11 protein-coding genes are annotated in these 12,577 nt (G+C 64.5%); 9 read left to right on the top strand and 2 right to left on the bottom strand.

What is annotated here, in order from left to right:
* The first annotated feature begins 107 nt into the window (after positions 1-107).
* Both xylA and AC1D05_RS14715 read left to right on the top strand, forming a co-directional pair.
* Complete coding sequence (gene xylA, locus AC1D05_RS14720) at positions 108-1,433, top strand: xylose isomerase (protein ID WP_095203127.1); 1,326 nt, start codon at positions 108-110, stop codon at positions 1,431-1,433.
* 203 nt (positions 1,434-1,636) lie between these two features.
* Positions 1,637-1,840: a hypothetical protein gene (locus tag AC1D05_RS14715; protein ID WP_477441521.1), complete on the top strand. Its 204-nt coding sequence runs from the start codon at positions 1,637-1,639 to the stop codon at positions 1,838-1,840.
* Between the two features lie 14 nt (positions 1,841-1,854).
* On the opposite strand, the gene AC1D05_RS14710 is transcribed toward AC1D05_RS14715, so the two are convergent.
* Positions 1,855-2,835, bottom strand: coding sequence for a GlxA family transcriptional regulator (locus AC1D05_RS14710; protein ID WP_477441519.1), 981 nt, complete (start codon positions 2,833-2,835; stop codon positions 1,855-1,857).
* Between the two features lie 79 nt (positions 2,836-2,914).
* Between AC1D05_RS14710 and bcoG the strand changes: the two genes are divergently transcribed.
* From bcoG to AC1D05_RS14675, 7 genes are all read left to right on the top strand, one after another.
* Positions 2,915-3,838, top strand: a complete 924-nt coding sequence (gene bcoG / locus AC1D05_RS14705) for a 3-dehydrocarnitine:acetyl-CoA trimethylamine transferase BcoG (protein ID WP_477441518.1) — start codon at positions 2,915-2,917, stop codon at positions 3,836-3,838.
* Between the two features lie 14 nt (positions 3,839-3,852).
* Positions 3,853-4,482, top strand: a complete 630-nt coding sequence (locus tag AC1D05_RS14700; protein WP_477441516.1) for an HD domain-containing protein — start codon at positions 3,853-3,855, stop codon at positions 4,480-4,482.
* Positions 4,479-5,573, top strand: coding sequence for a carnitine 3-dehydrogenase (locus AC1D05_RS14695; RefSeq protein WP_477441514.1), 1,095 nt, complete (start codon positions 4,479-4,481; stop codon positions 5,571-5,573). Before AC1D05_RS14700 ends, AC1D05_RS14695 begins: the two co-directional genes overlap by 4 nt.
* A 4-nt stretch (positions 5,574-5,577) precedes the next feature.
* Positions 5,578-6,741 (top strand): acyl-CoA dehydrogenase family protein, encoded by a 1,164-nt coding sequence (locus AC1D05_RS14690; RefSeq protein ID WP_477441513.1) that lies wholly within the window; start codon positions 5,578-5,580, stop codon positions 6,739-6,741.
* A gap of 86 nt (positions 6,742-6,827) precedes the next feature.
* The gene (locus AC1D05_RS14685; protein WP_477441511.1) at positions 6,828-8,906 is read left to right on the top strand and encodes an acetate--CoA ligase family protein; all 2,079 of its coding nucleotides are present in this window, start codon (positions 6,828-6,830) and stop codon (positions 8,904-8,906) included.
* Positions 8,899-9,681, top strand: coding sequence for a carnitinyl-CoA dehydratase (locus AC1D05_RS14680; RefSeq protein ID WP_477441509.1), 783 nt, complete (start codon positions 8,899-8,901; stop codon positions 9,679-9,681). The genes AC1D05_RS14685 and AC1D05_RS14680 overlap by 8 nt, the downstream gene beginning before the upstream one ends.
* A 124-nt stretch (positions 9,682-9,805) precedes the next feature.
* Positions 9,806-10,744: an alpha/beta hydrolase gene (locus AC1D05_RS14675; RefSeq protein ID WP_477441507.1), complete on the top strand. Its 939-nt coding sequence runs from the start codon at positions 9,806-9,808 to the stop codon at positions 10,742-10,744.
* Between the two features lie 149 nt (positions 10,745-10,893).
* Here AC1D05_RS14675 and AC1D05_RS14670 read toward each other — a convergent pair whose 3' ends face one another.
* Positions 10,894-12,552: an FAD-binding dehydrogenase gene (locus AC1D05_RS14670; protein WP_477441505.1), complete on the bottom strand. Its 1,659-nt coding sequence runs from the start codon at positions 12,550-12,552 to the stop codon at positions 10,894-10,896.
* Between the last annotated feature and the right edge of the window lie 25 nt (positions 12,553-12,577).

Raw genomic sequence — 12,577 nt, 5'->3', positions numbered from 1 at the left:
TCTCCTTTGTTTGACGGCTTTGACATCCGCCTTTTCGACCAGCCTAGGACCGAAACCAATTACGCCTGAGGTAATCAGGGCGAACTATTCGAGAGAGGACAGAAATCATGAGCAGCGGATTTTTCGGCGACATCCAGAAGATCAAATATGAGGGGCCGGATTCGACCAATCCGCTGGCCTACCGGTTCTACAATCCCGACGAGGTGGTGGCCGGCAAGCGGCTGGAGGACCATCTGCGCTTCGCCGTCGCCTACTGGCATTCCTTCGCCTGGCCGGGCGGCGATCCCTTCGGTGGCCAGACCTTCGACCGCCCCTGGTTCCCCAAGGCCGGCGGCATCGACACGATGGAACTGGCGAAACTCAAGGCCGATGTCGCCTTCGAGATGTTCTCGCTGCTTGGCGCACCCTATTTCTGCTTCCACGACGCCGATGTGCGGCCGGAGGGCAAGGATTTCTCCGAAAGTGCCGCCCGTCTCGACGAGATCGCCGATTACTTTGCCGGCAAGATGAAGCAGACCGGCGTCAAGCTGCTCTGGGGCACGGCGAACCTGTTCTCCAATCGCCGCTTCATGTCGGGCGCCGCCACCAACCCCGATCCGGACGTCTTTGCCTATGCGGCGGCGACGGTGAAGAGCTGCATTGACGTCACCAAGCGGCTGAAGGGCGAGAACTACGTGCTGTGGGGTGGGCGCGAGGGCTATGAGACGCTGCTCAACACCGATCTTGCCCGCGAGCAGGAACAGGCCGGCCGCTTCCTCAGCCTCGTCGTCGACTACAAGCACAAGATCGGCTTCAAGGGCACCATCCTGATCGAACCGAAGCCGCAGGAGCCGACAAAGCACCAGTACGACTATGATGTCGCCACCGTTTACGGCTTCCTCAAGCGCTTCGGCCTGGAGAAGGAAGTAAAACTCAACATCGAACAGGGCCATGCCATCCTGGCCGGCCATTCCTTCGAGCATGAGCTGGCGCTGGCCAACGCGCTCGGCGTCTTCGGCTCGATCGACATGAACCGCAACGACTACCAGTCCGGCTGGGACACCGACCAATTCCCCAACAACGTGCCGGAAATGGCGCTCGCCTACTATCAGGTCCTGCAGGCCGGTGGCTTCAAGACCGGCGGCACCAATTTCGACGCCAAGCTGCGCCGCCAGTCGCTCGATCCGCAGGACCTGCTGATCGGCCATATCGGCGGCATGGACTCTTGCGCACGTGGCTTGAAGGCTGCGGCTCGCATGGTCGAGGACAAGGCTCTGTCCGCGCCGCTCGCCGAGCGCTATGCCGGCTGGAACAGCGCCGAGGCCAAGGCTATGCTGTCCGGCAAGCGCACGCTGGAGGACATCGCCGAACGCGTGGTCAAGAAGAAGATCGAGCCGCAGCCGCGCTCCGGCCGCCAGGAACTGCTGGAAAACATCGTCAACCGCTACGTCTAGGCGGAAGGCCGATTCGTATGCCCGAGGGGCGGCTGGATAACACTCCTGCCGCCCTGGAACGGCTTTGCGCCAAAGCGCGCATCCGGCGACATGGTTTTGCCCCTGGCCGCCCCTCAATGACCTCGCTCTTGCCTTCAAACTGCCGTCACGTATCTCGTATAAGAGGGACCTGTGGCGGGTGAAAAGGAAGGAGGCGAACCGATATGCAGCACGAACGCGAAATCGACGCCCTACTGTCATCCGGCGAGACCGGATCGATCATCGACCGGCTGATGGCGCTGCCGCGGCCGACCGACACTGTGAAGAACGAATGGGATCGCGCTGTCAGCAGCCGATTTGAAGTCCGTCTGGCGAGGCAGATGCGCTCGCAGATGGACGCCGGCAGCGATCGACAGAACGCCGCGTAATCCCCTGGATAGGACTATCCTCGGCGCAGCCTGACCGGAGCTTCGCCAAAAGCTCTTGAAAACGCTCTGGAAAATGCCGCGGCGGATGAGAACCCTGTCCGCCCGGCAATATCCGCCATGGCTACACGCGTGTCGACCACCAGCCGGCGCGCGGCACCCAGGCGCAGCCTGAGATAATAGGCGCCTGGCGTCTCGCCGATCGACTTGCGAAAGATGCTTTCCAGTGTCCGCGCCGTCACGCCGGCACGCTTTGCGATGGCTTCTATGGTTAGCGGCTGGTCGACATGCGCTTCCATCAGCCGGATGGCCTGCGCCAGGCGTGGGTCATAGCCATCGAGCCGGCCGAGCGAGACCAGCGGCTGCGCATCGGTCGCCACGCGCGCCTGATCGTAGATGAACGCGCTTGCCACATCCAGCGCAACGGCCATGCCGAGCCGGGTGCGGATCAGGTGCAACATCAGGTCCAGGGTTGGCGACGCGCCGCCCGTGGTGAACACCGGCCCATCGATGATGTAGCGATCGGGGCGCACGTCGACGCCGGGAAAGGCCGACGAAAAATCCTCCATGTCCTCCCAATGGGTGGTGGCGCTGCGCCCTTCCAGCAAGCCGGCGCGCGCCACCAGCCATGTGCCGGCCTCGACGCCGCCGCAGGCGCGGGCCGAGCGCGCCGCGCGGCGCAGGCCGGCGAGCAGAGCAGACGTGGCATAGTTCTGCGTGCCGAAGCCCGCGACCACGACAAGGACATCGGTCGGTTCCGTCGCATCGAACCGGCCGCTGACCGCTATGGGCAGGCCGCATGTCGTGACCGGCGCCTCGCCGGTCACCGAAACCAGCTTGAAGTCGAACAGGGTTTCGCCGGCGATGCGGTTGGCGGCACGCAGCGGATCGACGGCGCATGCCACGCACATGATGGATGCTCCGGAAAACACCAGCATCGTAACCTTGAGCGGTGACTGCTCGGCGCAAAAGATTGTCGGTTTTTCGCTTTTTATCATGCTACCTTCGTAAAACGCAAAACAGTTCCCGGCAAGTCGCGCAATGTTGTGCCTCTGTTTCGACTAGGAGGAGAATTCCATGCCGCTTGCGATGAACCGTGAGGTCTTCATTACCTGTGCCGTGACCGGATCCGGCGGCTCGCAGGATCGCTCTCCGCATGTACCGCGCTCGCCCAAGCAGATCGCCGATTCGGCCATCGACGCGGCCAAGGCCGGTGCTGCCATCGTCCACTGCCATGTGCGCGACCCGGAGACCGGCAAACCGCGCCGCGATGTGCAGCTCTACCGTGAAGTGACCGAGCGCATCCGTGACGCGAACGTTGATGTCATCCTGAACCTCACCGCCGGCATGGGTGGCGACATGGTGTTCGGCTCGCCGGAAGCGCCGCTGCCGCTCAACGAAAAGGGCACCGACATGGGCGGCGCCACCAACCGCATGGAACATGTCCGCCAGTGCCTGCCCGAAATCTGCACGCTCGACTGCGGCACCATGAACTTTGCCGAAGCCGACTACGTCATGACCAACACGCCCGGCATGCTGCGCGCCATGGGCGGCATGATGACGGCGCTCGGCGTCAAGCCCGAAATCGAGGCCTTCGACACCGGCCATCTCTGGTTCGCCAAGCAGCTGGTCGAGGAAAAAGTGCTGAACCCCGACGCGCTGGTGCAGCTCTGCATGGGCGTGCCATGGGGCGCGCCTGACGATCTCAACACCTTCATGGCCATGGTCAACAACGTGCCGTCGACCTGGAACTGGTCGGCCTTCGCCATCGGCCGCAACCAGATGGCCTATGCAGCCGCCGCCGTTCTGGCCGGCGGCAATGTCCGCGTCGGTCTCGAAGACAATCTTTGGCTCGACAAGGGCGTGCTGGCCACCAACGCGCAACTGGTCGAGCGCGCCGCCAGCATCGTCACCAATCTCGGCGCCAGGATTTTGGGGCCGGAGGAAGTGCGCAAGAAGCTCAACCTTACCAAGCGGGCGCCGATCGCAGCTGCGGCGTAAAGCGGGAGCGGATCATGGCTACCGTCAAATTCACCGCGATGAAGGATGGCGACAAGGACGACTACGAGTTCCTGACAGCCCATGAACTCGACTACGCAGCCAGGACCGGCGAGCGGCTGCTCGATGCCCTCGTGCAGCTCGACGAGGGCCTGTCCGGCTACAAGATCACCCGGCTCGGCCATTCGCTGCAGGCGGCGACGCGTGCCTGGCGCGACGGCGCCGACACCGACTGGATCGCCTGCGCGCTGCTGCATGATATCGGCGACATCTATGCGCCTTACAATCACGACGAATACGCCGCTTCGATCCTGAAACCCTTCGTGCGCGAGCAATGCACCTGGGTGGTCGAAAAGCACGGCGACTTCCAGCGGCTCTATTACGCCCATCATCTTGGCGGCAACCGCCATGCCCGCGACCGCTTTGCCGGTCACGCCTATTTCGACGATTGCGACCAGTTTTGCGAGCGCTGGGACCAGTCGAGCTTCGACCCCGATTACGAGACGCTGCCGATCGACTTCTTCCGGCCCTTCGTGCTCGAGGTCTTTGCCCGCAAGGCCTACGACCCCGCGGTGATCCGCGCCGGCGAGCGCGTGCCTCTCATCGATCCCGAAACAGCCAGGACAAGAACCGGAGCCTCCGCATGAGCATCATCAACAAGGCGGCCGCCATTGGCGGCGGTGTCATCGGCGCCGGCTGGGTGGCGCGGCTGCTGCTCAACGGCATCGACGTGTCGATCTTCGATCCCGACCCGGAAGCCTCGCGCAAGGTCTCGGAAGTGATGAAGGGCGCGCGCCGTGCCTACAAGCAGATGGTTCCCGGCGGCTTGCCGAAAGAGGGCAAGCTGACCTTCGCCAAGACCATCGCCGAGGCGGTGGCCGATGCCGACTTCATCCAGGAAAGCGTGCCGGAACGGCTCGACCTCAAGCACAAGGTGTTGGCCGAGATCGATGCCCATGCGCCGGCCAACGCCATTGTCGGCTCCTCGACCTCCGGCATCAAGCCGACCGACATGCAGGTGGCGATGAAGAATCACCCCGAACGGCTGGTCGTCGGCCACCCGTTCAACCCGGTCTATCTCTTGCCGCTGGTCGAAATCGTTGGCGGCGATCAGACCTTTCCCGAGGCGATCGAAGTCGCCAAGGAGATCTACGCTTCGATCGGCATGAAGCCTGTCGTCATCCGCAAGGAGATCGAGGCCTTCGTCGGCGATCGCCTGCTGGAGGCGGCATGGCGCGAGGCGCTGTGGCTGATCAAGGACGGCATCTGCACGGTCGAGGAACTCGACGATATCATGCGCTACGGCTTCGGCCTGCGCTGGGCGCAGATGGGCATGTTCCAGGTCTATCGCGTCGCCGGCGGCGAGGCCGGCATGCGCCACTTCATGGCGCAGTTCGGCCCCTGCCTGAAATGGCCGTGGACCAAGCTGATGGATGTTCCGGAGTTCAATGACGAACTGGTCGACCTGATCGCCACCCAGTCGGACGACCAGGCGCATGGCCTGTCGATCCGCGAGCTGGAAAAGATCCGCGACGACAATCTGGTCGCGATCATGGATGCGCTGTCGAAGCAGAACAAGGGCAAGGGCTGGGGCGCCGGCGCGTTGCACAAGGACTATACCAAGCAGCTCGCCAAGCTAGCGGCAAAGAAGCCGGCGGCTTCAAAGGCGGCCGAGAAGGCCAAGGCCTCCAAGCCGGTGAAGAAGGCGGAAAAGCCGAAGAAAAAGAAGAAGGGGTGACCCCATGGATTTTGGTCTGTCCGAGGAACAAAAACTCATCGTCGAGACGACGCGTGCGTTCGTCGAGAACGAGCTTTACCCGCATGAACGCGAGGTCGAACGCACCGGCGTGCTGCGCCGCGAGCTGATCGAGGAGATCAAGGCCAAGGCGATCGACGCCGGACTCTACGCCGCCAACATGCCGGCCGATGTCGGCGGCGCGGGCCTGGATACGGTGACCTGGCTGCTCTACGAAAAGGAGCTCGGCCGCGCCAATTATGCGTTGCACTGGACCTGCGTGGCGCGCCCCTCCAACATCCTGTTGGCCGGCACGCCGGAGCAGCGCGAAAAATACCTGTTCCCTTGCATCCGTGGGGAGAAATGGGACTGCCTGGCGATGACCGAGCCGGGCGCCGGATCCGACCTGCGCGGCATGAAGGCGACCGCGGTGCGGGATGGCGACGATTGGGTGCTGAACGGCACCAAGCATTTTATCAGCCACGCCGATCTCGCCGATTTCGCCATCGTCTTCATGGCGTCGGGCGAAGAGGATTCGCCGCGCGGAAAACGCAAGAAGATCACCGCCTTCTTCGTCGACAAGGGCACCAAGGGCTTTACGGTGCGCGACGGCTACCGCAACGTCTCGCATCGCGGCTACACCAACGCCATCCTCGAATTCGACGACTGCCGGCTGCCTGCAAGCCAGGTGCTCGGCGAAGTGCACAAGGGCTTCGACGTCGCCAATTCCTGGCTTGGCGCCACGCGGCTGCAGGTTGGCGCCACCTGCCTCGGCCGCGCCGAGCGGGCGCTGGGCCACGCCGTCGAATATGCCGCGCAGCGCCAGCAGTTCGGCCAGCAGATCGGCAAGTTCCAGGGCGTGTCGTTCAAGCTCGCCGACATGGCGACCGAACTCAAGGCCGCCGACCTGATGGTGTTCGAAGCCGGCTGGAAGTACGATCAGGGCACCGTCACCGACCAGGACATGGCCATGGCCAAGCTGAAGGCTACCGAGATGCTCGCTTTTGTCGCCGATGAAGCTATACAGGTCCACGGCGGCATGGGGCTGATGGACGACCTGCCGCTGGAGCGTATCTGGCGCGACGCCCGCGTCGAGCGCATCTGGGAAGGCACTTCGGAGATTCAGCGACATATTATTTCGCGGGCGCTGCTGCGTCCGTTCGGCGCTTAGAGCATGATCGCCCAAAGTCGGGGTTCGGCTTTGTCGGACAAACGAGATCGTTTGTCCTGGGATGATGCTCAAACGAAAAGATGACCATGCATAAACTCGAACGTCTCCTGCGCCCGAAATCGATCGCCGTCTTCGGTGGCGTGCAGGCCGCCGCCGTCGTCGCGCAGTCGATCAAGATGGGTTTTGCCGGCGAAATCTGGCCGGTACACCCGACCAAGGACGAGGTTGCCGGACGCAAGGCCTATCGGTCGGTCGCCGATCTGCCCGGCGCGCCGGATGCCGCCTTCGTCGGCGTCAACCGGCACCTGACGATCGAAGTGATCAAGGCGCTGGCCGAGCGCGGCGCCGGCGGCGCCGTCTGCTTTGCCGCCGGCTTCCTTGAGACCGAGGCCTATGACGACGATGGCGAACGGCTGCAGGCCGAACTGGTCGCTGCGGCCGGCGAGATGCCGATCATCGGCCCGAATTGCTACGGCCTGATCAACTATGCCGACGGCGCCCTTCTGTGGCCCGACCAGCATGGCGGCATCAGGCTGGACGAGGGCGGCAAAGGCGTCGCCATCATCACCCAGTCGTCCAACATCGCCATCAACATGACGATGCAGAGGCGCGGCCTGCCGATCGCCTTCCTGATGACCGCCGGCAACCAGGCGCAGACCGGCCTGTCCGAAATGGCGCTCGGCCTGATCGAGGACGATCGGGTGACATCGCTCGGCCTGCACATCGAAGCCTTTGACTCCGTAGCCGGCTTCGAACGGTTGGCCGCCAGGGCGCGCGAACTGAAGAAGCCGATCATTGCGATGAAGGTCGGCCGTTCCGAACAGGCCAGGCAAGCAACCGTCTCGCATACCGCCTCGCTCGCCGGTTCGGATGCGGCCTCGGGCGCCTTCCTGAGGCGGCTCGGCATTGCGCGCGTCGATTCCATTCCCGCCTTCATCGAGGCGTTGAAACTTCTGCACATCACTGGTCCGCTGCCCGGCTATCGGCTGTCGTCGATGAGCTGTTCGGGCGGCGAAGCGTCCGTCATGGCCGACAGCGCTGAAGGGCGTTGGGTCAATTTCCCGGTCCTGACGGAACAGCACCGCGTCCATGTCAAATCGACGCTCGGGCCGCTGGTCGCGGTCGCCAACCCGCTCGACTACCACACTTTCATCTGGAACAACGAGCCGGCGATGACGGCCACCTTCACCGCCATGGTGTCGGGCGGTTTCGACCTCAACATGCTGGTGCTCGACTTCCCGCGCCCGGACCGCTGCTCGGTCACCGACTGGTGGGCGACGCTGCGCGCCTTCGAATCGGCGCTGAAGACCAACAAGGCGCATGGCGCGATCGTCTCCTCGCTACCAGAAAACCTGCCGGAGGAATACACCGCCGAATTGATGGCGCGGGGCATGGTGCCGCTGTTCGGCATTTCCGAGGCGATGGATGCCGCAGGCGCAGCGGCCTTCATCGGCTGGGCGTGGGCCGAACCGCAGGCGCAGCCGATCGACACGTCTGCTTCCGGCGCTGCCGGCGGCGACCATGTCACGCCTGATGAAGCTGAAGCCAAGGCTAGGCTGATCAAGGCCGGGCTTCCCGTGCCGAAGGGCGAGCGTGCCGGCAATGCGGTTGAGGCTGTCATCTCGTCGATGGCACTCGGCTTTCCCGTCGCCCTGAAGGCGCTGGGTGTCGCCCACAAATCCGAGGTCGGCGCTGTCAGGCTCAACCTCAAGGATGCAGAATCCGTCAGCACGGCGGCGCATGATCTGCTGCCGCTCGGCACCGGGCTCTATGTCGAGCGCATGGTGCGCGATGGCGTCGCCGAACTGATCGTCGGCTTCACCAGGGATCCGATGTTCGGCGCGGTGATGACGCTCGGCACCGGCGGCGTGCTGGTCGAATTGCTGCGCGATAGTGTGACACTGATGCTGCCGGCGACGCGCGACGACATCGAGGCCGCGCTGCGCGGCCTCAAACTGTTCCCGCTGCTCGAAGGCTATCGCGGTCGGCCAAAGGCCGACGTCGCGGCCGCCATCGACGCCATCGCGGGCATTGCTGCCTTCGTGCAGAAGAATGCCGGCGAGATCGAGGAACTCGACATCAACCCGCTGATCGTCTGCGTCGAAGGCAAGGGTGCCTGGATCGCCGACGCGCTGCTGGTGCTGGGAGAGAACAAGAATGTCTGACGTCATTTCGACCCGCCGCGAAGGCTCGATCCTCGAGGTCACGCTCGACCGACCCAAGGCCAACGCCATCGACCTCAAGACCTCGCGGTTGATGGGCGAGACCTTCAAGGCGTTCCGAGACGATCCGGAATTGCGCGTCGCCATCGTCAAGACCGCCGGCGACAAGTTCTTCTGCGCCGGCTGGGATCTGAAGGCGGCCGCCGGCGGCGACGCGGTCGACGGCGACTATGGCGTCGGCGGCTTCGCCGGCCTGCAGGAATTGCGTGATTTGAACAAGCCGGTCATTGCTTGCGTCAACGGCATGGCGGTCGGCGGCGGCTTCGAACTGGCGCTGTCCTGCGACCTCATCTACGCCGCCGATCATTCCTCCTTCGCGCTGCCCGAAATCCGCGCCGGCACGCTGGCCGATGCGGCAACGATCAAGCTGCCGAAGCGCATCCCCTATCATGTCGCCATGGACCTTTTGCTCACCGGCCGCTGGATGGATGTCGCCGAGGCGCATCGCTGGGGCCTGGTCAACGAGGTGCTGCCCAAGGAAAAGCTCGAGGACCGCGTCTGGGAGATCGCCCGCCTGCTCGCCAGCGGCCCGCCGCTGGTCTTCGCCGCGATCAAGGAGACGGCGCGGGTGGCCGAGGCGCTGACCTTCCAGGACGCCATGAACCGGGTGACGCGCCGCCAGTTGGCGACGGTCGATGCGCTGTATGGTTCGGAGGATAATATGGAAGGGTTTCGAGCCTTCGCGGAGAAGCGCAATCCGGTGTGGAAGGGGCGATGAGCCACTTTACCCTCCCCTTGATGGGGAGGGTCGGACCGAAGGTCCGGGGTGGGGTGAAGCGCCGCCACCCCCACCCGCCGCTCCGCGGCGACCTCCCCCATCAAGGGGGAGGTAAAGGAGTTCCATGACCGACTACACCAAACTCATCGACGCCGAGACCTGGGCCTTCATCGAGCGGACCAATTCTTATTATCCGCCCGACACGATCGACTACACGATCACCCAGCAGCGCGAGATCTATGACCGCATGTGCCGGGAGTTCTTTGCCGGCTATCCCCAGGGCGTCGCGGTCGAAACCTCAGCCACAGCGACGCCGACGCACAAGATCCCGATCCGCATCTACCGAAGCGCCCCGCAACCGGCGGCGACAGTGCTCTACATCCATGGCGGCGGCTTTATCCTCGGCGGGCTGGACAGCCATGACGATGTCTGCGCCGAACTCTGCGCGCGCACCGGCTACGAGGTGGTCTCGGTCGATTACCGGCTGGCGCCGGAGCACTTGCATCCGGCCGCTTTCGACGATGCGATGAGTGCCTTCGCATGGGCTGCGTCCACCCGCGATCGCCCCATCCTGCTCTGCGGCGACAGCGCGGGCGGCAATCTCTGCGCCGCCGTTGCGCACGCCACGCGCGGCCTCGGGAAACGGCCGGTCGGCCAGGTGCTGATCTATCCCGGCCTTGGCGGCGACCGCTCGAAGGGTTCCTATCTCACGCATGCCGAAGCGCCGATGCTGACCATGCGCGACGTCGAATTCTACAAGCATATCCGCACCGGCGGCGTGGACTGCACCGGCGACATCACACTGTACCCGCTCGCCGATGCTGATTTCGCCAAACTGCCGCCAACGGTGCTGATCACCGCCGAATGCGACCCGCTGTCGTCAGACGGTGAGACCTATAGCGACCGCGTCATCGCGGCGGGCGGGCGGGCTGCCTGGTTCGAGGAGCCCGGTCTGGTGCACGGCTATCTCAGGGCCCGCCACACGGTCGGCCGCGCCCTCGAAAGTTTCACGCGGATCGTCGACGCGGTCGCCGCGCTCGGACGGGGCGCCTGGCTCTGGTAAGCGGGGCTGGCTTCGCTACAGCGCTGCCCTTGCCTGACCCCGCCGCAGCGGAACCACATTGCCAGGCGGGCGAAATCTGAAAAATATAAAAAAGTCATATGTTTATCGCCGGGGCGTATAGGAGACCACGCGACGCTGGTAACGTCGTTTCACGCCACCGAGGCGGCCGCCGCCCGGCCCGCGCTGCGGCCGGAAAAGATGCAGCCGCCGAGGAACGTACCTTCCAGCGCCGCATAACCATGCACGCCGCCGCCGCCGAAGCCGGCGGCTTCGCCGACGGCATAGAGCCCGGGCACCGGCTGGCCGTCGCCGCCCAGCACGCGGCTGTCGAGATCGGTCTGCAGGCCGCCCAGCGTCTTGCGGGTCAGGATGTTGAGCCGCACCGCGATCAGCGGCCCGTTTGCCGGGTCGAGCATCTTGTGCGGCTTGGCGGTGCGGATCAACTTGTCGCCGAGATAGGCGCGGGCGCCGCGCAGGGCCGTGATCTGCATGTCCTTGGAGAACGGATTGTCGAGTTGCCTGTCGCGGGCGCGGATCTCGCGTTCCACCTGGGCGAGATCGAGCAGCGGCTCGCCGCCGGCCAGTGCATTCATGCGGGCAACCAGCTTCGAAAGGTCGGCCTCGACGATGAAATCTTCGCCCTTCTCCATGAAGGCCTTGACCGGGCCGGGAATGCCAGATGTCGCGCGGCCGAGCACCTGGCGCCAGCTCTTGCCGGTCAGGTCGGGGTTCTGTTCGGAGCCCGACAGCGCGAATTCCTTCTGGATGATCTTCTTGGTCAGGATGAACCAGGAATAATCGAAGCCGGTGCTCATGATGTGGCTGAGCGTGCCCAGCGTATCGAAGCCGGGATAGAGCGGCACCGGCAGGCGTTTTCCCCGGGCATCGAGCCAGAGCGAGGACGGGCCGGGCAGGATGCGGATCGCATGCTCGGTCCAGATCGGCGCCCAGTTCTTGATGCCTTCGACATAGTGCCACATGCGGTCACGGTTGATGATCGAGCCGCCGGCGGCCTCGGTGATCGCCAGCATGCGGCCGTCGACATGATCGGGCACGCCGGTGATCATGCGCTTCGGCGCCGTGCCCAGCCGCTTGGGCCAGTTTTCCCGAACAAGCTGATGGTTGGCGCCAATGCCGCCGGAGGCGACGATCACCGCTTGCGCATGCAGTTCGAAATCGCCTGCGACATCGCGCGAGCTCTTGCGGCCGCGCTCGACCGTGCTCGGCTGCAGGATATCGCCGCGCACGCCGGTTACGGCTGCGCCCGTCCGCGTCAGTTCATTGACGCGGTGACGGAATTTGAAGCTGACCAATCCACGCTTCTGCGCCTCGCGTACGCGCAGCACAAAAGGCTCGAGCACGCCGGGTCCGGTTCCCCAAGTGATATGGAATCTGGGCACCGAATTGCCGTGGCCAATGGCATTGCCGCCGCCGCGCTCGGCCCAGCCGACGACGGGGAAGAATTTCAGGCCGCGCTGCACGAGCCAGGAGCGTTTCTCGCCGGCGGCGAAGCCGACATAGGCCTCCGCCCATTTGCGCGGCCAGAAATCTTCCGGCCGGTCGAAGGCCGCGGTGCCCATCCAGTCCTCGAGCGCCATGTCATGCGAGTCGCGGATGCGCATGCGCCGCTGCTCCGGTGAATCGACGAGGAAAAGCCCGCCGAACGACCAGAATGCCTGGCCGCCCAGCGACTGCTCCGGCTCCTGGTCGACGATGATGATCTTCTTGCCGGCCTCGGCAAGCTCGGCGGCGGCAACCAGCCCGGCAAGGCCGGCGCCGACAATGATCACGTCCGCGTCGTCAGCCATTTTTCCTCCCAGAAATTAGCCGGCT

The sequence above is a fragment of the Mesorhizobium sp. P2_E9 genome, assembly GCF_056403815.1.
Note: the sequence above shows the minus strand (reverse complement) of the source record. Positions and strands in the feature narration are given on the sequence as shown.

What these genes read in the sequence shown, in the direction of transcription:
- AC1D05_RS14675 (WP_477441507.1), top strand. Translation starts at nt 9,806, where the DNA reads ATGACCGACTACACCAAACTCATCGACGCCGAGACCTGGGCCTTCATC.
- AC1D05_RS14690 (WP_477441513.1), top strand. Translation starts at nt 5,578, where the DNA reads ATGGATTTTGGTCTGTCCGAGGAACAAAAACTCATCGTCGAGACGACG.
- AC1D05_RS14680 (WP_477441509.1), top strand. Translation starts at nt 8,899, where the DNA reads ATGTCTGACGTCATTTCGACCCGCCGCGAAGGCTCGATCCTCGAGGTC.
- bcoG (WP_477441518.1), top strand. Translation starts at nt 2,915, where the DNA reads ATGCCGCTTGCGATGAACCGTGAGGTCTTCATTACCTGTGCCGTGACC.
- AC1D05_RS14700 (WP_477441516.1), top strand. Translation starts at nt 3,853, where the DNA reads ATGGCTACCGTCAAATTCACCGCGATGAAGGATGGCGACAAGGACGAC.
- AC1D05_RS14695 (WP_477441514.1), top strand. Translation starts at nt 4,479, where the DNA reads ATGAGCATCATCAACAAGGCGGCCGCCATTGGCGGCGGTGTCATCGGC.
- xylA (WP_095203127.1), top strand. Translation starts at nt 108, where the DNA reads ATGAGCAGCGGATTTTTCGGCGACATCCAGAAGATCAAATATGAGGGG.
- AC1D05_RS14685 (WP_477441511.1), top strand. Translation starts at nt 6,828, where the DNA reads ATGCATAAACTCGAACGTCTCCTGCGCCCGAAATCGATCGCCGTCTTC.
- AC1D05_RS14710 (WP_477441519.1), bottom strand. Translation starts at nt 2,835, where the DNA reads ATGATAAAAAGCGAAAAACCGACAATCTTTTGCGCCGAGCAGTCACCG.
- AC1D05_RS14715 (WP_477441521.1), top strand. Translation starts at nt 1,637, where the DNA reads ATGCAGCACGAACGCGAAATCGACGCCCTACTGTCATCCGGCGAGACC.
- AC1D05_RS14670 (WP_477441505.1), bottom strand. Translation starts at nt 12,552, where the DNA reads ATGGCTGACGACGCGGACGTGATCATTGTCGGCGCCGGCCTTGCCGGG.